The 22,910-nt window shown below is 49.8% G+C and carries 20 protein-coding genes; 15 read left to right on the top strand and 5 right to left on the bottom strand.

Going from position 1 to position 22,910, the window contains the following annotated elements; all coding sequences use genetic code 11:
- Window positions 1–2: 2 nt before the first annotated feature.
- Window positions 3–1,745, bottom strand: coding sequence for an arginine--tRNA ligase (gene argS / locus CWC33_RS06375; protein WP_100691263.1), 1,743 nt, complete (start codon window positions 1,743–1,745; stop codon window positions 3–5).
- Window positions 1,746–1,852: 107 nt separating this feature from the next.
- Window positions 1,853–4,063, bottom strand: a complete 2,211-nt coding sequence (gene priA / locus CWC33_RS06370; RefSeq protein ID WP_100691262.1) for a primosomal protein N' — start codon at window positions 4,061–4,063, stop codon at window positions 1,853–1,855.
- Between the two features lie 167 nt (window positions 4,064–4,230).
- On the opposite strand from priA, the gene rpmE reads away from it, so the two are divergent.
- Window positions 4,231–4,443, top strand: coding sequence for a 50S ribosomal protein L31 (gene rpmE, locus CWC33_RS06365; protein WP_088767230.1), 213 nt, complete (start codon window positions 4,231–4,233; stop codon window positions 4,441–4,443).
- Window positions 4,444–4,685: 242 nt separating this feature from the next.
- Window positions 4,686–5,930 (top strand): malic enzyme-like NAD(P)-binding protein, encoded by a 1,245-nt coding sequence (locus CWC33_RS06360; protein WP_100691261.1) that lies wholly within the window; start codon window positions 4,686–4,688, stop codon window positions 5,928–5,930.
- Here the strand turns inward: CWC33_RS06360 and metJ are convergent.
- Window positions 5,927–6,250 carry a met regulon transcriptional regulator MetJ gene (gene metJ, locus CWC33_RS06355; RefSeq protein ID WP_088767228.1) on the bottom strand — a complete coding sequence of 108 codons (324 nt, stop codon included), beginning with the start codon at window positions 6,248–6,250 and terminating at the stop codon, window positions 5,927–5,929. The genes CWC33_RS06360 and metJ overlap by 4 nt on opposite strands.
- 186 nt (window positions 6,251–6,436) lie before the next feature.
- On the opposite strand from metJ, the gene CWC33_RS06350 reads away from it, so the two are divergent.
- Window positions 6,437–8,878 carry a bifunctional aspartate kinase/homoserine dehydrogenase II gene (locus tag CWC33_RS06350; protein WP_100691260.1) on the top strand — a complete coding sequence of 814 codons (2,442 nt, stop codon included), beginning with the start codon at window positions 6,437–6,439 and terminating at the stop codon, window positions 8,876–8,878.
- A gap of 25 nt (window positions 8,879–8,903) precedes the next feature.
- Here the strand turns inward: CWC33_RS06350 and CWC33_RS06345 are convergent, their stop codons facing one another.
- A complete protein-coding gene (locus CWC33_RS06345; RefSeq protein WP_100691259.1) occupies window positions 8,904–11,354 on the bottom strand; it encodes a penicillin-binding protein 1A in 2,451 nt (816 codons plus the stop codon).
- A gap of 154 nt (window positions 11,355–11,508) precedes the next feature.
- On the opposite strand from CWC33_RS06345, the gene CWC33_RS06340 reads away from it, so the two are divergent.
- The 12 genes from CWC33_RS06340 (at window position 11,509) to CWC33_RS06285 (ending at window position 22,179) form a co-directional block, all read left to right on the top strand.
- Entirely contained in the window at window positions 11,509–12,321 is an 813-nt protein-coding gene (locus CWC33_RS06340; protein ID WP_100691258.1) for a hypothetical protein, read from the top strand.
- Window positions 12,309–12,827, top strand: a complete 519-nt coding sequence (locus tag CWC33_RS06335; RefSeq protein WP_100691257.1) for a hypothetical protein — start codon at window positions 12,309–12,311, stop codon at window positions 12,825–12,827. Before CWC33_RS06340 ends, CWC33_RS06335 begins: the two co-directional genes overlap by 13 nt.
- A complete protein-coding gene (locus CWC33_RS06330; RefSeq protein WP_100691256.1) occupies window positions 12,824–13,678 on the top strand; it encodes a hypothetical protein in 855 nt (284 codons plus the stop codon). Before CWC33_RS06335 ends, CWC33_RS06330 begins: the two co-directional genes overlap by 4 nt.
- Complete coding sequence (locus tag CWC33_RS06325) at window positions 13,675–14,946, top strand: type IV pilus secretin PilQ (RefSeq protein WP_100691255.1); 1,272 nt, start codon at window positions 13,675–13,677, stop codon at window positions 14,944–14,946. Before CWC33_RS06330 ends, CWC33_RS06325 begins: the two co-directional genes overlap by 4 nt.
- 136 nt (window positions 14,947–15,082) lie before the next feature.
- Window positions 15,083–15,616 carry a shikimate kinase AroK gene (aroK, locus tag CWC33_RS06320; RefSeq protein ID WP_088767221.1) on the top strand — a complete coding sequence of 178 codons (534 nt, stop codon included), beginning with the start codon at window positions 15,083–15,085 and terminating at the stop codon, window positions 15,614–15,616.
- An 18-nt stretch (window positions 15,617–15,634) separates the two neighbouring features.
- A complete protein-coding gene (aroB, locus tag CWC33_RS06315; protein ID WP_100691254.1) occupies window positions 15,635–16,708 on the top strand; it encodes a 3-dehydroquinate synthase in 1,074 nt (357 codons plus the stop codon).
- A 46-nt stretch (window positions 16,709–16,754) separates the two neighbouring features.
- Window positions 16,755–18,344: an AAA family ATPase gene (locus CWC33_RS06310; RefSeq protein WP_100691253.1), complete on the top strand. Its 1,590-nt coding sequence runs from the start codon at window positions 16,755–16,757 to the stop codon at window positions 18,342–18,344.
- Between the two features lie 69 nt (window positions 18,345–18,413).
- Window positions 18,414–19,286: a Dam family site-specific DNA-(adenine-N6)-methyltransferase gene (locus CWC33_RS06305; protein ID WP_100691252.1), complete on the top strand. Its 873-nt coding sequence runs from the start codon at window positions 18,414–18,416 to the stop codon at window positions 19,284–19,286.
- Entirely contained in the window at window positions 19,283–19,735 is a 453-nt protein-coding gene (locus CWC33_RS06300) for a GNAT family N-acetyltransferase (protein ID WP_100691251.1), read from the top strand. The genes CWC33_RS06305 and CWC33_RS06300 overlap by 4 nt, the downstream gene beginning before the upstream one ends.
- On the top strand, window positions 19,732–20,523 hold the full coding sequence (locus tag CWC33_RS06295) for a class I SAM-dependent methyltransferase (protein WP_100691250.1): 792 nt from the start codon (window positions 19,732–19,734) through the stop codon (window positions 20,521–20,523). Before CWC33_RS06300 ends, CWC33_RS06295 begins: the two co-directional genes overlap by 4 nt.
- On the top strand, window positions 20,507–20,998 hold the full coding sequence (locus CWC33_RS06290; RefSeq protein WP_100691249.1) for a peroxiredoxin: 492 nt from the start codon (window positions 20,507–20,509) through the stop codon (window positions 20,996–20,998). Before CWC33_RS06295 ends, CWC33_RS06290 begins: the two co-directional genes overlap by 17 nt.
- On the top strand, window positions 20,998–22,179 hold the full coding sequence (locus CWC33_RS06285) for an NAD(P)/FAD-dependent oxidoreductase (protein WP_100691248.1): 1,182 nt from the start codon (window positions 20,998–21,000) through the stop codon (window positions 22,177–22,179). Before CWC33_RS06290 ends, CWC33_RS06285 begins: the two co-directional genes overlap by 1 nt.
- Window positions 22,180–22,315: 136 nt before the next feature.
- Here CWC33_RS06285 and CWC33_RS06280 read toward each other — a convergent pair whose 3' ends face one another.
- On the bottom strand, window positions 22,316–22,909 hold the full coding sequence (locus tag CWC33_RS06280; protein ID WP_100691247.1) for a Swt1 family HEPN domain-containing protein: 594 nt from the start codon (window positions 22,907–22,909) through the stop codon (window positions 22,316–22,318).
- Between the last annotated feature and the right edge of the window lies 1 nt (window position 22,910).

The raw sequence follows: 22,910 nt of genomic DNA, 5'->3' as shown, positions 1-22,910 counted from the left end.
AACTACATTTTCTCCAGCGTTGGAATACCCAGTAAATCTAAGCCCTGTTTCAGCACATTGGCCGTTAACCGTGCTAACTTCAAACGACTGTTACGGAGTGATTCATCTTCCTGATTCAAAATTGGGCAAGCTTCGTAGAAACTTGAGAAACGACCGGCAAGATCAAACAGGTAACCGCATAAGAAATGCGGCATAGCTTTGTTCTGAACCTGCACCAACACTTCGTTGAAACGCACCAGTTGGTTTGCCAGCGCAAGTTCACGCTCGTCGTCTAAAATGAAGTCGGCACTTTCATCAAAACCAGTCTCACCCAGACGGTAAAAAATACTGTTCACACGGGTAAAGGCGTACAACAAATACGGTGCCGTATTGCCTTCGAATGTCAGCATGTGATCCCAGTCGAAAATGTAGTCGCTGGTGCGGTTTTTCGATAAGTCGGCGTATTTCACTGAGCTAATACCGACTACTTCCGCAACGCGTTTTTGCTCTTCTTCGGTTAAGTCCGTCGTCTTTTGTTGCAGTAATTCCAGTGCCCGGCGCTCGGCTTCGTCCAGCAAGTCGGCCAGCTTAGTCACACCGCCGTCACGGCTTTTGTATGGCTTACCGTCTTTGCCCATAACGGTTCCGAAACCGTAATGGTCCAGTTTAATATCGCCTTCGACAAAACCGGCTTTGCGAGCCAGCGTAAAAATCTGGTCAAAGTGCAACGACTGACGCGCGTCGACAAAGTACATCAGGTGGTCGCCGCCTAATACTTTTTGGCGGTATTCAATGGCCGCTAAGTCCGTAGTGGCATACAAATAACCACCGCCTTTTTTCTGCACGATAATAGGCAGCGGCTCATCTTCTTTGCCTTTAAACTCGTCCAAGAACACACACTGTGCGCCCTGATCCTCGGTCAGCAGTCCTTTTTCTTTCAGGTGTTCAATAACGCCCGGCAGCTTATCGTTGTAAGCACTTTCTGCCATGACGTCGTCGCGCGTTAACTTAACACCTAAACGGTCGTAAACGTCCTGACAATGACTGAGTGACACATCAATAAACTGATTCCACAGCTTCAAACAATACTCGTCGCCAGACTGCAGCTTCACCACCAATTGACGTGCGCGATCAGCAAACTCTTCACTTTCATCGAAGCGTTGTTTCGCCGCTTTGTAGAAGGTTTCCAGGTTGCTCAGTTCGTACTCTGCAGACTGGTTGTCCAGCGCTTCCATGTACGCCAATAGCATACCGAACTGGGTGCCCCAGTCGCCCACATGGTTTTGACGAATAACTTTGTGTCCCAAAAACTCGCTAACGCGAGACACTGCGTCGCCGATAATCGCTGAACGTAAATGACCAACGTGCATCTCTTTCGCTAAATTCGGCGATGAATAATCAATCACAATGGTTTCGCTATTGTCAGCAACATCGACGTTCAGGCGGTCGCTACTGAACATCGCGCTCAGCTGATCTTTCAACTGGTCTTGTGAAATCGTGAAATTAATAAAACCCGGTCCGGCAATATCGGTTTTTGCCAGCAACGTATTTTCTGGAATCGCCTCAATAATGGCTTCGGCTAACTGACGCGGGTTCGACTTAGCAGGCTTCGCCAACATCAGTGCGAGGTTCGTCGCAAAATCACCGTGCGATTTGTCTCGTGGACGGTCCAACTTAATATTTACCGGGAGATCATCAGGCAAAGTGCCCTGTGCTTTAAGTTGACCAATCGCTTCGGTCAGTAACTGTTCCAGTTGTTCTTTCATTAATGCGACTACCTATATGAAAAATCGACGAGGGAATTCAAGACGCTCAAATTCAAAGCGTATAGTTTAATCGCTACGCCCGATAAAAAAAACCGCTTAAGTGTTAATCAGCTAAAGTCTTGTGGGTCGATATCCAGCGACCAGCGGACTTTTTTCAATAATGGCAACGCGTTAATTTGCGGCAGCAAGTGCTCAATAAGCTGAAAGCGTAGTTTTCGTGAAGAACAATGTAACAGCAATTGATACCGGTAACGACCAGCTTTACGTTCCATCAGTGCCGGCATCGGACCCAACAAGAAGGCACCTTCAACGTCGGGCATGAGCTGCTGAATGTGTGTCATTGCCTGTATCACCGCGTCGCGATCGGTCGCTTCTGCCCGGAATAGTGCTAAGTACGAAAATGGCGGAAGCTCGCTTTGCTGGCGTTCCGCGAGGGCGGTTAACGCAAAGTGCGAGTACCCGTTATTGAGTAAGTCCTGTATGAGCTCATGCTCCGGATGGTGTGTCTGCAACACCACCTTGCCCGCTTTATGTTCTCGTCCGGCGCGCCCGGCGACTTGCGTATACAGCTGCCCCAGTCGCTCTGCAGCCCGAAAGTCGGCACTGTAAAGCGCGCCATCAACGTCCAGCAAGGCCACTAATGTGACATTCGGAAAATGATGTCCTTTTGCCAGCATTTGCGTACCAACCAACAGCGGATATTCGTTATTGGTCGCTTTTTTCAGATACTCGTCAAGTTGGCCTTTGCGGCGAGTGGAATCCCGATCAATGCGCAAGACACCGCGCCCCGGGAATAAATCTTTTAACGTATGCTCCAGTTGCTCGGTGCCAACACCGTGTGAAATAAGCTGCGGCGACCCACATGAACCGCATTGTCGCGGTATCCGCTGCTGGCCGCCACAATGGTGACACTGCAACTGCTGATGTGTTTTATGCACCGTGTAATACGCATCGCAGCGGTGACACTGCGCCAGCCAACCGCACTCGTGGCACATCAACGCCGGTGCAAAACCACGTCGATTTAAAAACAGTAACACCTGGTTGCCGCGCTCAATTTCGGTTTGAATTTGTTCCTGCAACGCTTTTGAAATACCGGCTTTTACCGGTTGCTGCTTCAAATCGATAAGCTCGTGCTTAACCATTTTCGCACCGCCGGCGCGTTGCCCCAGCTTAAGCCAGTGGAAGCGTTTGCTAACGGCATTATTCAACGTTTCTAACGAGGCTGTCGCACTGCCCAGTACCAGTGGTATGTCTAAAAGCGCCGCACGCTTTGTGGCTAAATCCCGCGCATGATACCGAAAGCCGTCCTGCTGCTTGTAAGACAAGTCATGCTCTTCATCAACAACAATAAGGCCCAACTTCTGGCAGGGGGTGAACACCGCCGAACGGGTACCAATAACAATCGCAGCATGACCATGCTTCGCATCCAGCCAAGTGTTTAAACGCTCGCGATCGCTCATAGCGGAATGCAGCATCACCACAGGCACATCAAAACGCTCTTTAAAGCGTTGCAGAGTTTGTGGTGTCAGGCCAATTTCCGGCACCAATACCAACACTTGCTCACCACGCTCCAACACCGGCTGCATGGCCTGTAAATACACTTCTGTTTTACCGCTGCCCGTTACCCCTTCAAGCAACAGCGTACTGTGCTGACTCTGTTGGTTGATGGTTGAAACCGCTACCGCCTGCTCCGTATTTAACGCATGACCGTCTTCTCGCAATACCGTTTCTTGACTGCGCCAGTCTTTTGGTTTTTTAGGTGCTCGCTCCTGAACCGTTATCCAGCCTTTGTCCTGCAACGTTCTAAGCACCGCTGAGCTTACGCCAATATCAGTTAAATCGCTGCGTCTTAAGGCTTGATGTTTTAAAGCCGCCAACACCTGCTGCTGACGTGTCGCGCCTTTTAATTCATTAATGGACTGCACCAGCCCTAAATCAGTCAGCGCATAGAAGGTTTCTGTCAGATATTCCGGCGCATCGCCTTTACGTAACAGCACCGGTAGGCTGTTTGCCGCCGCGTCACCGAGAGAATGGTGATAGTAGTCTGCCGCCCAATTCACTAGCTGCCATACGTCATCAGGCAAAATACGCTGTTTATCAAGCACTTCTTTTACGTACTTCAGCTCAAACTCAGGCGCGGGGTCATTGGCTTCATTCACAACATAACCAACGAGTTGTCGTTGACCGAAGGGCACACGTACGCGCACGCCCTGCGGCAAAGGGTCGGGGCTTTTGCACAGATAATCGTAAGTTTGTCGAAGAGGTAGCGGCAGCGCGATTTTATAGCGCCGTTCACCGCTGGTACTGGCTTGCGTCATACGCCTATTTTGAAACGCCCGAACGGATAATACAAGGCAATAGATTGTGCTTGATCACAAGCTCCGGATCGCATAAAATGCGCGGCTCTTAAATCATTGATGTTTTTTTGCGCATGGTGTTCGGCTTTGGATCGAATAGCGATGCGGCCCATAACTGAGGTAATCCCATGAAACAAGGTATTCATCCTAAGTACGAAGCAATTAACGTAACTTGCTCTTGCGGCAATAAATTTGAAACGCGTTCAACTCGCACTGAAGACTTGCTGGTTGACGTATGTTCAGAGTGCCACCCGTTCTACACTGGTAAGCAACGTGTAATGGACACTGGCGGTCGCGTTGACAAATTTAAGAAGCGTTTCGGTACCCTGGGCAAGAAATAAGCCTAAGAAAACCTGTAAAAAACGCTACTTTATAGTAGATTCATTAGAAAAGGCGCTAAACAGCGCCTTTTTTATTACCGGCTCCGCTGAACAGCCTATTGTTAAAGAAAAGTTAACCGGTGTACTTTTAACCACCCGAAAAGTTTACTGTCCACTCACAAACGGGAGGTATGATTTGTTTCTTCACTGAGAAGCGATAGACTGTCATTATTCTCAGCAAAATAAATTGGGCAACGTACCTCATGACTGACTTTCGCCAACAGGCACTGGACTACCACGAATACCCAACCCCCGGAAAAATTTCCGTCGAACTAACAACCCCTGCTGAAACCAGTAAAGACTTAGCATTAGCCTATAGCCCTGGCGTCGCAGAGCCCGTTCGCGAGATAGCTCAAGACCCTGACAACGCTTATCGCTATACCGCAAAGGGCAATATGGTTGCCGTTATATCTAACGGCACCGCCATTCTTGGTTTAGGTAACTTAGGTCCGCTCGCCTCGAAGCCGGTTATGGAAGGGAAGGCACTGTTGTTCAAACGTTTTGCAGGTTTGGACTCCATTGATATCGAAGTTAGTCACCGCACCACACAGGACTTTATCAATACCGTGGCCAATATTGCCGATACCTTCGGTGGTATTAATTTAGAAGACATTAAAGCACCAGAGTGCTTTGAGATTGAACAGGCGCTGATTGAACGCTGCAACGTCCCGGTTTTTCATGACGACCAACACGGTACCGCTATTGTGACTGCTGCTGGTATGCTCAACGCATTGGAAATTCAGGGTAAAAAACTGGCTGACTCACGCATTGTTTGCTTAGGTGCCGGGGCTGCCGCTATCGCTTGTATGGAGTTGTTGATTAAATGCGGTGCGCAGCGCGAACACATTTATATGCTGGACTCAAAAGGCGTGATACACACCCGCCGCGACGACTTGAACGAGTACAAGCAACTGTTTGCAAACAACACCGACAAGCGCACGTTAAAAGACGTTATTGACGGTGCCGATATTTTTGTTGGCGTGTCAGGCCCTGACTTGTTAAGCCCGGAAGAACTAAAGCTCATGGCGCCAAACCCGGTCATATTTGCCTGCTCTAACCCCGACCCTGAAATTAAACCTGAAGTGGCGAAAGAGGCGCGGGATGATCTCATCATGGGGACAGGTCGCTCGGACTATCCAAACCAGGTGAATAACGTGCTTTGCTTCCCGTTCATGTTCCGTGGCGCGTTGGATGTTCGCGCGACGGCTATTAATGACGAAATGAAAGTGGCGGCGGTGGAAGCCATTCGCCAACTGGCCAAAGAAGAAGTGCCAGAATCCGTATTAAAAGGTGCCGGTGAGAAGTCACTCAGCTTTGGCAGAGACTACATTATTCCTAAGCCTATTGATCCGCGCTTGTGCCAACGTGTTGCCCGCGCGGTGGCAGAAGCCGCAGTGAAGTCCGGCGTGGCAAAAATCGATATGCCGGACAATTACATGATGGATTAATCGTCTAATTCGTCGTCGGTGGGGATGGGCAAACCACGCTTTTCCAGCTCATCCCGCACGGCTTTTGGAATTTTCTCCGAGTTCGTCTTTTTCAAGTCGTCATCGGTGGGTAACGGTTGGCCCGTAAAAGCGTGTAAAAATGCCTCACAGAGCAACTCACTGTTGGTAGCATGGCGCAAATTGTTGACCTGACGGCGAGTTCGCTCATCCGTAAGAACTTTCAGTACACGGGTCGGAATAGACACCGTCACTTTTTTTACCTGTTGGCTCTTAAGACCATGCTCAGCGTATGGGTAGATGTATTCACCGTTCCACTTCATTATTTTTGCCCTGCGTTATAACAAAACCACATAAGTTATATTGAATTGTACCCAACTGAGCGGCCCCGTCAATTTTTATCCGTCTAGATGGCTAAAAATTGCTGACATTTGCCTCACAATATTTTAGCCTTAGGGAAATAACGCTTTCTAAAGCCACCGCAAATGCAGAGTTATTAAGGAAAAAGGATGACAGACGTACCAATCACTGACGCAGAAAAACAAAACGTGGCTGACAGCGTGCAGGTGCATAAATTTGGCGGCAGTAGTTTAGCCGATGCATTCTGCTACCGTCGTGTTGCGCGTATTGTAACAGAATACGCCGGCGCCAGTGATCTCGTCGTTGTCTCTGCAGCAGGCGATACCACCAACCGCATACTCGCCATTATTAATGCTAAAGACAGTCCGGGTGATACCGCCTCTATTTTACTGGACCAACTCGAACAGTTTCAGCAGGGGCTTATTAAAGAGCTGTTAAGTGGCGACCTCTCTGAGCGACTGATGAAACAGTCGCAAACCGACTTTAGACGCTGGCGTCAATGGCTGGCCGGCGAAGAGACGATAACGCACAACGCAGAGCTTCTGTCATACGGTGAACTTTGGTCTGCTCGTTTATTAGCCGCTCTGCTACAGAAGCAGGGAACTCGCGCCGACTACATTGATGCGCGCGACTTTTTACTGGCTGCCGATGCTCCAGAGCCAGTAATCCAGGTGGAAACATCGCGAGAGAATTTGCTCAAACGTGTTGCGCCGCATTCAGGCACTCGCTTTATTGTTACGGGCTTTATTGCGCGCGGATTAGACGGCGAAAGCCTGACCTTAGGTCGTAACGGCAGTGACTACTCCGCTACCTTGGTCGGCAGTTTGCTCGACGTAAAACAAGTCACGATTTGGAAAGACGTTGCCGGCGTTTACTCAGCCGATCCGCGCAAAGTCGAACGAGTTGTCAGTCTACCAACGCTCGATTGGACCGAAGCCGAAGAATTGGCTCGTCTGGGCAGCCCGGTGCTGCACCCCCGAACTTTTCAGCCGGTCGACCGTGACCGCATGGTTATTTCTGTTCGCTCCAGCTTAAAAGTAGAAAACCAAAAGACCCGCATTGGACAATTTCACGATACCGAGCCTCGCGGCAAAGTATTTACCTCACTTTCTGAGGTGTTGCTGTTTAAAGTTGAACTGCAGGATAAAGCACTGGTCGAGAAACTCGACCAGCTGGATTTAACGCCGCTGGTCAGCTGGGTCGAGCCGGAAAACCACACTCAGTATTTGGTCTTTCACCAAAACCATGCCGATTACCTGAGCGAATGGCTGGACGACGCTGATGCCAACGACGCTATCACACAAATTCGCGGCTACTCGATGCTGGCCATTGTGGGTAATCGCATTCAGGAAACCGATCAGTTTTCGACTTTTAAACTGCAATTATCGGAGCAGAAAGTACGTCGCTTTGTATTAAGCGAAAAAGGCGATTCTGCGGTGGCTATTTTAGAGCAGTCACTCGACAGCCGCTTACTGAACCGCTTACACAGCCAACTCTTTAACTATCGCCGCAGTTTGGGCGTCTTGGTCATTGGCCGCGGCAATATAGGCAGTGCTTGGTTGGAACTTTTCAGACAGCAGCGCGACCGGATTAACCAAGTCATGGATGTGCGAGTCATTGGTATCGCTAACTCACGTCAGCTTTGGCTGGACTACAACGGCGTCGATTTAGGCGAGTGGGCGAGCGATTTTGATCGCCTCGCTCGCCCTTACGTCTTAACCGAGTTACTCCGGGAGTTACCCAATGCGCCGTATGACGAACTCGTCGTTATTGATTTGACCGACGCCAAACAGGTAGCACAACTCTACCCAAGCTTGTTTGCCAACGGCATGCACATCATTAGTGCGAATAAACGCGCCGGCTCTGCCGACGAGACTCTGTACCGTGAAATACGCACCATTCAGCACGAATACAAACGCGAGTGGCTTTACAACACCACGGTTGGCGCGGGGCTGCCACTTAACTACGCCATAAATGATCTACGCAACTCAGGCGACGAAATTCGCAGTATTTCCGGGATATTTTCCGGCACCATGTCATGGCTGTTCGAGAATTTCACCAAAGGCGTCAACTTCAGTGACTTAGTCAAAGAGGCGAAAACTCGTGGTTATACAGAGCCAGACCCACGCGAAGATCTCTCCTGTCAGGATCTCGTGCGAAAGCTGCTGATTCTGGCGCGTGAAATTGGCTTAAAACTGGACTGGCAAGACATACAGGTTCAGTCACTTGTACCACAGCACTTGCGTGATATCTCAGCGGCTGACTTCATGAGCAACGTCACCGAAATGGATGAGCCAATGAATCAAATGCTGGAAGAAGCAGCGAACGACGGCAAAGTTCCTCGCTTACTGGCCAGTTTTTCGGTCAGTCAGGACAATAAAGTCACGGCCAGCATCGGCATTGAGTACATTCCGGAAGGCGATATGCTCGCCAACCTCATTCCAGGCGAGAATATCTTCGTGATTTACACCGACTGGTATTCAGAAATGCCGCTAGTGATCAGCGGACCAGGAGCCGGTAAACATGTTACCGCTGGCGGTGTGCAGTCCGACCTCAACCAGCTGCTTGGCAAATTGTCGGTCGGTCATTAGCACCTAAATTGACGGGTGGCGGGCGTTAAAACAGCCCGCCGTCATCGTCAAAAATATTATCGTTTTTGTCACTGCCCCGCACATACTCCGTCGGTTCCGTACCTTTAATAAAGTACTCAAACCGCGAGGTGTAGTCATTCTTACGTGATAGCTTGCCCGTTTCCAAGTCGATACGAACATTCACCACCCCAGGTGGAATACTGAACTCTCTCGCAGGGTATTGAGGAATAGCCTTCTCCATAAAGAGTATCCAGCCCGGTAGCGCCGTTTTTGCACCCGCTTCACCGCCGGTTATCGCTTGTTGGCTTGAGTCAACGTCAGGGTGTTTGCTAGTACGACCCAGCTTACGGGACACATCATCGAAACCGACCCAGGTTGTGGTCACCAAGCCCGAGGTAAAGCCTGAGAACCAGGTGTCCCGAACATCGTTGGTAGTACCCGTTTTACCCGCAATATTGCGGCCCACTTCCCGGGTAATTGGCTTCGACCGCTGAATACGCCACGACGTACCATTCCAGCCCGTACCGTTAGGCCAACTGCCTCCGCCCCAAACAGCAGAATTCATCGCTTGTTCGACCAAGAACGCGTTTTGTTCGCTGATAATTTGCGGGGCTGGGTTCTCACAGTCATAACACGCTCTTACAGGATCAGCTTCATAAACGACGTCGCCGCCTAAATTTTCAATTTTTGAAATGAAGTAAGGCTCGACCAGAAAGCCGCCGTTGGCAAACACCGCGTAGGCTCGCGCAACTTCCATTGGTGTCATCGACATAGAGCCTAGAGACAAAGACTCGTTTTCAGGAATCGCGTCTCTGTTTAAGCCAAACTTAGCAATATGGTCAGCAACCTGCTCAACACCCACCTCGCGAATTAAGCGCACTGATACTACGTTTTTCGACTTCGCCAGGCCTTTTCGCAAACGGATAGGCCCCTCGTAAACTTCCGGAGAGTTTTTAGGACGCCAGGCAATGCCCGATCCCGGGTTCCATTGGTTAATGGGGGCATCGTTCACCAGCGTCGCTAGCGTCAATCCTTTATCAAAAGCGGCTGAATAAATCAGCGGTTTAATATTCGAACCCACCTGACGCTCAGCCTGCAAGGCTCGGTTATATTGACTCAGAGTAAAGCTGTAACCCCCGACGACGGCGGCCACGGCACCGTCGTCGGGCCTTAACGACGCAATGGCTGAGCTAGGCTCGGGTATTTGTGCCAAACGCCATTGCTCGTCGACCGTACGCAACCATATAACGTGGCCCGGCTGCATAATCTCAGACGCCGTTTCCGGCGGCTCGCCCTGGCGCTCTTCATTCAAATATTCGCGGGCCCAGTGCATTGACTCCCAGGGCAGGGTAACAACGCCCTTGTCTTTTACCATGACAGTCGCCGTCTTTTCTTCAACCCCAGTCACAACAGCGGGTGTGACATCGCCAATGCGCTTGAGCTGTTCTAAATACTGCTCAATTTCCTCAGCGGATAATGCACTACGGCCGTCTTCTTCAGACCACAGAATACTGATAGGTCCGCGATAGCCATGACGCTCATCGTAGCTGTGCAGGTTATCCCACACCGCCTGCCGGGCCGCCAACTGAACGTCACTTTTTACCGTTGTGTAAACGTTGTACCCGCCAGTGTAGGCTTCCTCTTCGCCGTAGCGATCAACCATTTCCTGACGCACCATCTCAGCAAGATAAGGAGCGCTTACGGTCACTTCCGCACCATGACGACGTGCCGTCACCGGCGCACTCGCGGCTTCCTCGAATTGTTGACGGGTAATTTTGTTTTCATCCAGCATGCGCAACAGCACGACTCTGCGACGCTCTTTTGACGCTTGCGGATTAGAGATCGGGTTTAAATTAGACGGTGCTTTTGGCAAGCCTGCTAAGGTCGCCATTTGTGCCAGCGTTAATTCATGCAGCTCTTTGCCGTAATACACTTGCGCGGCTGCGCCAATACCATGTGCCCGGTGACCAAAGGTGATTTTGTTTAAGTAAAGCTCCAGAATTTCGTCTTTACTCAGTTGCTGTTCGATGTGAACCGCAATAAAAGACTCTTTAATTTTACGCATGAGCGCACGCTCAAACGTCAAAAAGAAGTTCCGTGCCAGCTGCATGGTGATGGTACTGGCCCCTTGCTGCACTTCGCCGGTTGTTATGAGCACGCTAAACGCCCGCATCACGCCAATAGGGTCAACACCAAAGTGCTGATAAAAGCGGCTGTCTTCGGTTGCCAGGAAAGCATCAATCAGTGGCTGTGGGACATCTTCGAGTTTAATAGGAATGCGGCGCTTCTCACCAAATTGTGAGATAAGCTGCCCGTCGGCGGTAAACACCTGCATTGGGGTCTGCCAACGAACGTCACGCAGCGTTTCGACACTGGGTAACTCCGGTTTGACGTATAAATAAAGCCCACCAACTGTTGCACCACCAAGAACCACACAAATTAGCATTGTGTAGAGTAGCCGTTTAAACCACTTCAATGACCTGCTCCATAACCACTTAAAATGTAACTATCGGCAAAATAAGCATTTTCCGACACTACGTACCGCTTAAATCCTACCCCCATATTATGGCGGATTTTTGTTCAGAACACTACGATTGCATCTGGCTTTTACACAATAAGGATATTGTTTCATGTCGTTGCTCGAGCAAACGCCCATTGCGGTCTGTATTCAACAGGAAAACTGCAAAGTTTTGCAGCTCATAAGAAGCCAGGGACGCTTTAAAGTTCAACATTTCGCACACGAATTAACGGCTCACATAAACAAACAGCGATTAAAACGCTTTGGCTTGATATCTGCCCTCGACTATCAGGCAGTGCATTACCAGCAATTACCCTGTCAGAGTTCGACTGCCAGTGTCGAAGAAAGTATTTTGCAGCAGCTTCCGTCATCACTGGATAACGAAAGCGGCTTTTCTTACGACTACATTCAACACAACAACGGCAATATAGAGGCAGCCGTCAGCTCAGAGCGAGCCCTGAATAACTTAATGTCAGAGCTGGAACCGATGAATATTCCAGTGAAGGTTGTCGAGCCAATTTACTCCTCTATTATCCGCACCACCAACGCATTACTTCCATACTTATGGCCGAACGAAGCGCGTTTTACGCCACGCATGAAGTGGATCATTGCAGAATTGCGTCAAAAGGTATCCACGCTCATTTACTATGAGCATGGCCGCTTTCAACGGTTTGAAAAGGTGGCTACCGCTGACTTACTTGCCCGTATCAGCGAAATGGACGAGTACTGGTTGTTCAGTTTTGGCGATAAAGTCGCTCAGTCGGCTCTGCAAACCACCTGCGAGTCCCACGCCTATACTCAGCACATTCGCTTATCGGCAGCCGTTCTTTTCGAGGACGAGCCGGCTCCGACGGCGGCTGCGTTAGACAACGAGATCGCCCTTGTCGGGCTGGCACTTCGGGGGTTTAGTCAGTGGCATCGTTAAACTTAGTGGCTAAAAGCAATCGCCCGTCTTTCCTTAAACACCCTGTTATCAACCTGATTGGCTTAGTCGCCTGTATCTGTGTCACTGCGTTAACCCTGCAACTGGTTAGCGGGTATCAGCCCATGCTCGATAACAAACGCCGCATTGTTCAGCAGCAATTGCAGCAGCTTGCGTCACTTAAGTCGGTACAACAGGCTCACAGACGTCACCAACAAGCGTTATCCCAACGGCATGTGTTTTTACAGCGGCAGCAACAAAACCGTGAGGCGCTTAATGCGTTTGCAGCACTGATAACCCAGGTACATCACCATTTTGATAACGCCGAGATAAAACTGAGTCAAGACCAGCTACACATTACCGGAGGTTATCACCGTATTACGCAAACCGACTCACTGAAAAACTGGCTTCATTCTCATTGGGTGAACTCAGACATTAAGGCCTCAGTGCAAAAACAACTGCTACCAAAGCAGCAAGTACAGCTATCACTGCAAAGGTCGCAGTTATGATAGCTTCCGTCACCAAAGCCCTGCGCTTCTGGGCGATACTCTTCCTTGTCGTTTGTGTGCTTTGCGCCGCTGCAGCCTACTTTTTTACCAAACACCAGTCGCAAAAATTGCAACGGCTTTTGTCTGAAAATGCCCAGCAGTTAGCGGCGCCTGTGCCAACCGTTTCAGAGACGCTTAATCCATTGCTGCCGTCCTCCCCGGTCGACGAATTGTTGTCGACGGTTGCTCAGCGTTACCCCGTTAAACTTCATTATCAACACACCGCCCCGTCAAGCGCAGTTTGGCTCGTGACCGTTGAAGCAGAGCCCCAGCAGGCGATGCGTTTTGTCGCTGAGCTTATGGGCACTCAATATAAAAAACAGTCGCATTTTCCTGAAACGGACAGCCTTTTCTGGGAGGCTATCGAAACAAAAAACACAGATGCGTACGGTGTGCTCAAATGGCAGTTCCGCTGGCAGACAGAGGCAACCAATGAGCCTTTAAATAAGCCGATACACGCGAATCACTTCACGCCGGTTCATGTCCCCGCTTTGTCGTGCCATGAAAAACCCTTTCGGGGTGCCCGGCCTCCCCTTTCTTTTAGCGAGGAGACTATTGGCGAAGAGATTACCAACGAACAGGGTAACGTAGTACTAACGGCCATACAGACCCACCCGACCCGCAAGGCCATTTTTAAAACTAAAAATAACCAGTGGATAACCACACGTGAAGGAGACTGGCTAGGGTCGCGGACTCAAATCGACATCATCAACACGGATAGCTTAAACCTGTCTCAGTGGAGACAGTCCGGCAACTGCTGGCAAAAGCATTCTCGACAACTGCGCATCAACAAGGAAAGTGACGCGACATGAAGCATTTTATGACTATTGGTTTCTTTATCGTTTTATTCTGTTTGCAAAACGCTTCGGTATACGCCCGCAGCATTGACTGGACGCTATTATTGTCGCCACAACAGTTGAACGAACCGGTCTCGCTTTCCACAGAAAGCCTGCCCCTTAGACAGCTACTGCAATTACTGGCCGACCAACATCAACTGAATGTGCTTATCGGTAACGATATAGGCGGCGAGTCGACGTTAAAATTTAACGAAGTCGCCTGGCAGGACGCCTTTGAAAGCGTGATCAATACACACGGCCTGCATTTAAAGCGACAGGGAGATTTGCTCTGGGTGACCAGAGAACGCCAAGAAGAAACCACCATTGATGAACGCACATCGACGTTATTGCGGATCAACTTTGCCAAAGCCGCTGACTTAGCGACACTACTGAAAAACGACCAGCAAAGCTTCCTGTCAGAAAACGGGGCGGTTAGTGTCGATGAACGCACCAACACCTTGATTATTCGCGACACGCCCGAGCAAGTTGAGTCGGTTCGTCACGTTATTGAACAACTCGATATTCCCGTGCAGCAGGTATTAATAGAGGCTCGCATGGTGACGGTGAAAGCCAATGTGAGTAAAGCGCTTGGAGTTCGCTGGGGCGCGTCCAATTATGGGTTGTCGGCCCCAGAAGAAGGTGCCGGGTTTATTAAAGGCATGCACGTCGACTTACCTGTCACCAACCCGGCCGGCACTTTTTCCGCCAATTTGGCGCGGATCAGCGACGACGTTCTGCTCGACTTAGAGCTCACCGCTCTGGAGCAGGAAAATAAAGCAGAAATTATTACCAGCCCGAAAATATTCACCTCAAATCAGCAGCCTGCGTATATTGAGCAAGGCACCGAAATTCCTTATGTCGAAACCGCCGCGCATGGTGCTACCGCTGTGCAATTTAAAAAGGCGGTAATGGGCTTGAGCGTCACACCGCTTATTACACCCAATAATCACGTTTTAATGGATTTAACCATTACTCAAAACACCCGCGGCGATACGGTTGCCACGCCGACCGGCCCGGCCGTTGCTATCGACACCCAGGAAATGTCGACCCGGGTGCTCGCCCGAAACGGCGAGACGATTGTACTAGGCGGAATATTTCAGGAGCATAGCTTGAATGATGACAGTCGCGTCCCCATCTTAGGGTCTGTTCCAGTGTTAGGCAGTCTGTTCTCTCACGAGCAGCAGCGCAAAGAGAAACGTGAGTTGATGATATTCGTCACACCAACGATTCTGCAGCAAAACTAACACGGCTACCAATGGCTATTGCTAAAGTGACTCCGAGTTGAGATAATCCCGCTTCTTTTCGTTGGGTTGGGAGATTCTCCAGACACTCCGGATTCGTGAGTTACAGCTACTTTTAACCAATGATGTAAGCAGGAATATGGCTGAGAAACGTAATATTTTTCTTGTTGGGCCCATGGGGGCTGGCAAAAGTACGATTGGCCGTCAAATCGCCAGACAATTGCATTTAGACTTTTATGACTCTGACTCAGAGATAGAGCGCCGTACCGGTGCGGATATCAGCTGGGTGTTTGAGCTGGAAGGCGAAGAAGGCTTCCGCGCACGTGAAGAAAAAGTCATCGAAGAACTCACTGAGAAAATGGGCATAGTGCTTGCGACCGGTGGCGGCTCGGTAATGAGTAAAGAAAGCCGTAACCGCCTGTCTGCACGGGGTATCGTGGTTTATCTGAAAACCCCTATCGAGAAGCAGTTAGCACGTACTCAGCGTGATAAACGTCGCCCTCTTATTGCAGAAGCCGATGACCCACGTCAGGTATTAGAAGAACTGTCCGAAGTACGTTGCCCGCTTTACGAAGAAATTGCGGACATTACCGTACAAACTGACGACCAAAGCGCAAAGTTTGTCGTCAATGACATTATTGATCAGCTCGATACCATCAACGGGCTGGGATAAAACAAAGGAGCTGCGTTCATGGCCGAGGTTCAAGTCTCATTAGGCGAACGCAGCTACACTATCCATATTGGCAACGAACAACTTGCCAACTTCCGCACGAACAACGCCAATAGACTCAATAAGCAGCTGTTCATTATCACCAACCCAACGGTGAGCCAGTATTATCTGAAGCCATTACTGAATGTGCTGACCGACCACCAGGTCGACTTTTTTGAAATGCGCGACGGCGAGCAGTTTAAGAACCTCGACAGTTACGCTGAAATAATGGACCGGTTAATCAGTAAAGGCTACAACCGCGATTGCGGGATTATTGCCTTAGGCGGCGGTGTGGTTGGTGACTTAGCAGGATTTGTCGCCGCAACGTTCCAACGCGGCGTCGACTTTTACCAAATACCGACAACACTGCTGTCACAAGTAGATTCATCAGTCGGTGGGAAAACCGCCGTCAACCATCCTCATGGTAAGAATCTTATTGGTGCGTTTTACCAACCTAAGTCGGTTGTCATCGACATAGACTGCCTGCAAACGCTAACCGAACGAGACTTTCGCAGTGGCCTGGCAGAAATTGTTAAGTACGGCATCATTTATGACACCGACTTTTTCCACTGGCTGGAGCACCACGCGGCGGAATTAAAACAACAAGATCCTGACGCCTTAACCTATGCCATAAAGCGTAGCTGCGAAATTAAAGCCGACGTCGTGGCTAAAGATGAACGCGAAAAAGGCTTACGGGCGCTTTTGAACCTCGGTCACACTTTTGGCCATGCTATTGAGGCCGCCACAACCTATGGCGAGTGGACGCATGGCGAAGCAGTTTCTGCTGGCATCATAATTGCATCGAAACTATCAGAAGTGACTCAGCGGCTATCGGCGTCAGATTTTCGACGAATTAAAGAGCTGCTGACAGCGTTTGAACTGCCGACTAAAGCGCCAGAAATGCCTTGGGAATCTTGGTTGGAGTACATGCAGCGAGACAAAAAGGTCAAAGACGACCAGCTGCATTTTGTATTGCCGACCGCCATTGGTCAGGCAGACGTTGTCAAAGATATAGAGCATACTACCGTTGCTGCTGTGATCACTGAATGTTGCTAACGCACCTGCGTTATCTCTATTCGGTTAAACAGACAGGAACGAAACGATGCAAGCACTTGCGACCACACAGCACATTGTTGCCGCGCCGGTAAAAAATAAGCCGAGCCAACAGCAGGCTATTGATCAACTTCATCAACAATGCCAGCAAAGTGTTTCTTTAATTATGCTGCATGGCGCCGAAGGAAGCGGTAAAACCACCGTTGCCGAGCTGTTTCTGGAACAAGCGTCCGACTACGCCGAAGTTGCTTTCATTTCAGCCAACGAGCGCTCCACTAACGACCGTCTGCGTGCACAAATCCTGAATCAGCTGTTTGGTACTATCAGCATTAGTGACGAGTCGCTCAGCCGTCAAATACAACGTCAGCGTCCGCTCAACCACGCGATTATAGTGATAGATAACGGCGAATACCTGTCTGAAAGTTTTCTCGCCGAATGTATATCCACCGTTTCACAACTCAGTGCCATTGGCCAACGCACCAGCATTATTGTGGCCGGTAGTTCGCGATGGGCACAGCAAAAACGTCCAGCGCCGCATCTTCGTGTACAAGGCCCTGCAATGGTCGAAGTTCAGCCATTCAGCCACGAAGAACAAATTCGTTTCGTTCAGGCACTATTGCCTGAGAAACAACGCAGCTTCTGGAATTTAGAGCGCATTCAGCAGTTTTTGAACTCAATTAACGGCTACCCCGGCGAAATTCAGCAACGATTACAGCTGGCGTTGGCGACTCAGGCGGCACGCTATCGCGACACCTCGCCAGCCGAGCAAGAGCAAAGCGCGCCAGCAAGTGCTGCCGAATCAAACACCCAGAAGACACAATCAAAAATGAAGCTGTGGCCTCTTATTTTAGTTGCCGCACTTATCAGTACAGCAGTCGCCGGCTACCTGAACAAAGACCAGTTACTACCATTATGGGAGCAGTTGAATAGTTCAGCCGCCAACACGACTCAAGAGGAAGCGTCGCCAAAGACAACTGACTTAGCATCCGCACAAGCAAGCGAGGGCGAAAGTCAGAGTGAACCTGCTCAGGCTCAGGCCGAAGAACCACAAACAACTGAGTTACCCACCTTTGAGCCTATTAACGAGCGTTCTTTAGAGCTTGTTCCTGAAGAGCTGGCATCCTCTTACCGCTCGTCGTTAGGTACGCTAAACAACCGAGCCGCCGCTGAAGTCACAGAGGGTGATATCAGCGTTGGTTTCATTAAAGAGCAACAACCGAAAGAAGCAGATCCGGTAGACACCGTAGTTGCTGAGTCCGGCAACACAAATGAGGCCGCAGCGGAAGCAGAAACCACTCAGCCTGAACAAGTCGAACCGGCGGCAACTCAAACGGCACCCGCTCAAGAGTTACCGTTTAATACCGAATGGGCACTAAGTCAGCCTGCCGACAGTTACACCGTGCAAATTAGTATTATCAGCGACACTCAGTTGCTGTCAGATTTTCGCCAGGACTACGGCCTGACTGACACTACCCAGGTATATCAGCGTGCCGATAACCGCTATGTCATTATTTTTGGCAGCCACAATAGTATTGAACAAGCCCGCAATGCCGCTAGCGAGCTGCCTCAGGCCGTCCAGCAAATGGAGCCCTGGGCGAAGTCATTTGCCAGCGTTCATGCCGATATTCAGGGACGTTAATACTTACAGCAATTTTCATCCCCCGGCCTTTGGGTTACAATCCGTTGAGGATCAACCAACGGCCGGCGCATGAAGAAGAATCGGGCATTTTTAAAATGGGCAGGCGGTAAGTACTCACTTATCGAGCCAATATCAGCACGCTTGCCGCAAGGTAAAAAGCTCATTGAGCCCTTTGTGGGGGCCGGCTCCGTGTTTCTGAACACGGACTATGACAGTTACCTGCTGAACGACATTAACCAAGACCTAATTACCCTGTATCAGTTTGTGAAGCGTCGCCCTAAAACCTTTATTCAGGACGCCCGCAAGCTTTTTGTTGAGCGCAATAACCAGCCCGACGCTTACTACGCGCTGCGCGCCGCGTTTAATGCCAGCAGTGACCCGTATTATCGTTCTTTGCTGTTTTTGTATATGAACCGACATGGTTATAACGGTTTATGCCGCTATAACAGCAAAGGCATTTTCAACGTTCCTTTCGGTGACTATCGAAAACCGTATTTTCCGGAAAAAGAACTCGAGCATTTTGCGGAAAAAGCCCGCAAAGCCAAATTTATTTGTAGACCGTTCGAGCAAGTATTCCGCCGCGCACGTCAGGGCGACGTTATTTATTGCGACCCGCCGTATGCGCCGTTAGTGCAGGCCTCTAACTTTACCAGTTACGCGACCGGTGGTTTTGGGCTTACCGACCAACACGAGCTCGCACGCCGCGCAGCGCAGGTAGCCAAAAAGCGTGATATTCCGGTACTCATTAGCAACCACGACACCGAACTGACACGAGCACTATACAAACAGGCGGATATTAGCAGCTTGTCGGTGTCGCGCAGTATCAGCCAAAAAGGTGACGGTCGAAAACCTGTCACAGAGCTGCTGGCCCTCTATAATACCGAGCCCGCAACCAGCAACGTTGTTTCTCTTAATAAAACATTGAAGAAAGTTGGCACATGAACTGGTACTTAAAATCATTTAACGACCTTTCGCTGCACGATCTCTACGACTTACTGAAACTTAGGCAAGAGGTTTTCGTCGTTGAACAAACCTGTCCGTATCTGGACGCCGACGGTGCCGACGAACAAGCCTTACATTTATACGCTCGCAACAGCGCCGGAGAGATGGTTGCCTACGCCCGACTTTACCTCGCCACTACCGATACCGGTTATTCCCGTATTGGTCGTGTCATAACGCACGAGAAAGTGCGCCGCCAAAAGCTCGGCATTGAGCTAATGCAACGCAGCATCGACTATCTTGAGAAATATGCGCCCCAAGCGTCCATTCAAGTGGGTGCGCAGGTATATCTGCTAAAATTCTACAAAAGCTTCGGTTTTGAACCGATTAGCGAAGAGTATCTGGAAGACGATATTCCACACATTGATATGCAACGAAAGGCTGCCCAATGACAATCACTGCCCGGGTTCCGGTTCTTGCAAGCAGCGATGCGGACATCGTTGCCGCAAGGACTATTGCCGGGCGTTGGAGTCTCCCTTCAGAAGCCAGAGACGATGATGTTTTTCAACTGTGGTTGAATGAGGGCGTATTAGCTCTGCATTGGCTGCAAAGCCCACAGAAAATGTCACCGTTAGTGGTCGACTTTCATCAGGGAAAAGCGGCGTACCGCGCACAGAACACGCAATTAAAAAACGAAGCCATTGCTAAAGCGGTGGGGGTCACCGGGCAGTTTAAACCATCAGTGGTTGATGGCACTGCCGGTCTCGGCCGAGACGCCTTTGTACTGGCCGGTTTAGGCTGCAACGTGCAGCTTATCGAACGTCATCCGGTGGTCGCTGCGCTGCTCGATAACGGGTTGCACAGAGCTCAGCTAGAGGCTAACGATATTGGCGAAGCCTGTCAGAGAATGCATTTAATAGGCACTGACAACTTATACACCGGCAAAGGCTTCACCCACGAGCCCGACGTGGTGTATTTAGACCCAATGTACCCCAAAACCGGCAAGCAAAAAGCCCAGGTGAAAAAAGACATGCAAATGTTTCAGCAGTTGGTCGGCAGTGACGACGACGCTGACGCGCTGCTGGATCCCGCATTGGCTCACGCTAAATTCCGAGTGGTGGTTAAGCGCCCGAACAGCGCACCTTTTCTGGCAGAGCGTGAACCAAACAGCCAAATTAAGAGTAAAAAGCATCGCTTTGATGTTTACATAAAACGAGGTTTCAATGAGTCAGCAAATTAAAGAAGGCGATAAAATTCCATCCGGTTCACTGACCAGCAAAGGTGAGCTTGGCATTCAAAATTACGACCCGGCAGAGATATTTGCTAAGGGCACCCACATATTGTTCTCCGTACCCGGCGCTTTTACTCCGACCTGTTCGGAAAAACACTTGCCCGGTTATGTCGAACACGCGGAAGCACTTGAAGAAGCTGGTGTTTTAAGCATTAACTGCGTGGCCGTAAATGACGCTTTTGTAATGAAAGCCTGGGGCGAGTCATTAGGGATCGGAGAAAAAGTTCGGTTATTGTCAGACGGTAACGGCGCTTATAACCAAATGCTGGGCCTGGCAATGGACACTGGCAACTTTGGCGGTATTCGCTCAAAACGCTATGCCATGATCATTACCGACGGCACCGTTAAAGGCTTATACGTTGAAGACGAAAAAGCCTTTGAAGTCAGCAAAGCCGAATACATACTGGAGCAGTTGCAACAATAATGTCGAAATGGGATGTCATTGTTATCGGTGCCGGAGCGGCAGGGCTTCACTGCGCTGCCCATGCCGCCAAGCGCGGCAAGTCGGTATTAGTGCTTGATCACGCCAAGCAGGCGGGAAAAAAGATACTGATATCCGGCGGCGGCCGCTGTAATTTCACCAACATGTCTGCCGGCCCCGATAACTTTTTATCATCCAACCCCCATTTTTGTAAGTCTGCGCTTAGCCGCTACACCCAGTGGGACTTCATTGGGTTAGTGGCTGAATACGGCATTCCTTACCATGAGAAAACTTTAGGCCAGTTGTTTTGCGACGACTCCGCCAAAGACATCGTGCGTATGCTCATGAGCGAGTGCGACCGCTACGGCGCGCGGGTACAGCTGCGTACGGATATTGTGTCGGTAGACTTTGACGACGAGTATTGCCTAGACACCAGCCGTGGTGAATACCGCAGCGATAAACTGGTGGTTGCCTGTGGCGGGCTTTCCATGCCGAAGCTCGGCGCTACCCCCCTGGGCTATCAAATTGCCGAGCAGTTTGGACACTCGATTGTGCCGGTACGCGCTGGCTTAGTTCCTTTTACCCTGCAAGAAGACGACAAAGAGCGCTTCGCCGAACTTTCCGGCGTTGCGGTGCCAGTAACCGCAGAGGCTAACGACGGCTACTTTCGTGAAGCCATGCTATTTACGCACCGAGGCGTCAGCGGCCCCGCTATTTTGCAGGTATCGTCCTACTGGCAGCCCGGCGAAGCCGTTACTATTAATCTGCTGCCCGACTTAGACGCTTACGAATGGCTGAAAGACCAGCAAAAGCAACAGCCGAAAACTCAACTTAATACGGTTCTGCAAGCGCACTTCCCGAAACGCATGGTGACCGCATTAGCCGAGCACCACCAATGGCCATTAAGCAATAAACTGGCCGATACTTCGAACGCACAGTTCCACACCATAGCCGACAACCTGAACCGCTGGCAGCTAAAACCCAACGGCACCGAAGGCTATCGCACCGCCGAAGTCACCTTAGGCGGCATAAACGTCGACGAAGTCAGCTCTAAAACCATGGAAAGCCAAAAGCAACCGGGTCTGTACTTCATTGGCGAAGTACTGGACGTAACCGGTTGGTTGGGGGGCTTCAATTTCCAGTGGGCGTGGAGTAGCGGTTTTGCTTGTGGGTCGGAGTTGTAAATAATTTTCTGGGAGAGCACTTTTACGGGCTAGTTCTGCTTTGTGCCAGGAGCGGAGGTAAAAGCGCTCAATAAGTAGTACCAGGAAAAATAGAGTTAATTGACCTTCTTTGACGAATACTTCGGTTCTAAATGCTTTACTCACCCAAACGGAACCAATCCTTCAAACTTAGTTCTAGCCTGAGCTTTTCGTCTTCCGCTAACAGACTACAGTGTGCGATTGGATTTCGGAGGGTATTCAAATTGAACATTATTTTGTCGACAGCTTTTACATTGTTAAAAACACTAGCAAATATAGCCCAGTTCTTCTTAATTATTTCTCCTAATTCACCAAAGTTAGTGTAATCCAAAGGGTCGAAAGACCTAGGCGTGATTCCGGCTTCTCGCTCTCTTTGAATTCTTTTATTTACCTCTCCAACTATATGTTGAGGAATATATTTCTCATGCCACCAATCGGCTTCCTCGCTTGCCTCGAGTAATTCAGATATTTGTTGCCTAATAGTTTTCTCTAAGCAGTAAAATAGCTCGTAATTTCTTGCCATATATTGAGCTTCTTTACGAAGATTTTCTTCGAATTGAGGAACGTAGGCTTGCTCTATATCTTTAACCTGCTCACTCTTTTCCCTTTTTTCACGTAGCTCAATATCAAAACTTTTTTCGACATCATCCAAATCAGCTTCTAAAAGCATATTGGTCATGCCAAAAGATTTAACTTTATCCTCAAAAGACATA

Source organism: Idiomarina sp. X4, from assembly GCF_002808045.1.
GTDB lineage: Bacteria > Pseudomonadota > Gammaproteobacteria > Enterobacterales > Alteromonadaceae > Idiomarina.
The sequence above is the reverse complement of the archived record's forward strand: the minus strand, read 5'-3'. Positions and strand labels throughout refer to the sequence as shown.

Bases quoted from the DNA above. Each gene is read 5' to 3' on its own strand.
- CWC33_RS06330 (WP_100691256.1), top strand. From the start codon at position 12,824: ATGATAGCTTCCGTCACCAAAGCCCTGCGCTTCTGGGCGATACTCTTC.
- priA (WP_100691262.1), bottom strand. From the start codon at position 4,063: ATGACGCAAGCCAGTACCAGCGGTGAACGGCGCTATAAAATCGCGCTG.
- CWC33_RS06325 (WP_100691255.1), top strand. From the start codon at position 13,675: ATGAAGCATTTTATGACTATTGGTTTCTTTATCGTTTTATTCTGTTTG.
- CWC33_RS06340 (WP_100691258.1), top strand. From the start codon at position 11,509: ATGTCGTTGCTCGAGCAAACGCCCATTGCGGTCTGTATTCAACAGGAA.
- CWC33_RS06280 (WP_100691247.1), bottom strand. From the start codon at position 22,909: ATGTCTTTTGAGGATAAAGTTAAATCTTTTGGCATGACCAATATGCTT.
- CWC33_RS06360 (WP_100691261.1), top strand. From the start codon at position 4,686: ATGACTGACTTTCGCCAACAGGCACTGGACTACCACGAATACCCAACC.
- metJ (WP_088767228.1), bottom strand. From the start codon at position 6,250: ATGAAGTGGAACGGTGAATACATCTACCCATACGCTGAGCATGGTCTT.
- CWC33_RS06350 (WP_100691260.1), top strand. From the start codon at position 6,437: ATGACAGACGTACCAATCACTGACGCAGAAAAACAAAACGTGGCTGAC.
- rpmE (WP_088767230.1), top strand. From the start codon at position 4,231: ATGAAACAAGGTATTCATCCTAAGTACGAAGCAATTAACGTAACTTGC.
- aroB (WP_100691254.1), top strand. From the start codon at position 15,635: ATGGCCGAGGTTCAAGTCTCATTAGGCGAACGCAGCTACACTATCCAT.
- CWC33_RS06285 (WP_100691248.1), top strand. From the start codon at position 20,998: ATGTCGAAATGGGATGTCATTGTTATCGGTGCCGGAGCGGCAGGGCTT.
- CWC33_RS06300 (WP_100691251.1), top strand. From the start codon at position 19,283: ATGAACTGGTACTTAAAATCATTTAACGACCTTTCGCTGCACGATCTC.
- CWC33_RS06290 (WP_100691249.1), top strand. From the start codon at position 20,507: ATGAGTCAGCAAATTAAAGAAGGCGATAAAATTCCATCCGGTTCACTG.
- aroK (WP_088767221.1), top strand. From the start codon at position 15,083: ATGGCTGAGAAACGTAATATTTTTCTTGTTGGGCCCATGGGGGCTGGC.
- CWC33_RS06295 (WP_100691250.1), top strand. From the start codon at position 19,732: ATGACAATCACTGCCCGGGTTCCGGTTCTTGCAAGCAGCGATGCGGAC.
- argS (WP_100691263.1), bottom strand. From the start codon at position 1,745: ATGAAAGAACAACTGGAACAGTTACTGACCGAAGCGATTGGTCAACTT.
- CWC33_RS06305 (WP_100691252.1), top strand. From the start codon at position 18,414: ATGAAGAAGAATCGGGCATTTTTAAAATGGGCAGGCGGTAAGTACTCA.
- CWC33_RS06310 (WP_100691253.1), top strand. From the start codon at position 16,755: ATGCAAGCACTTGCGACCACACAGCACATTGTTGCCGCGCCGGTAAAA.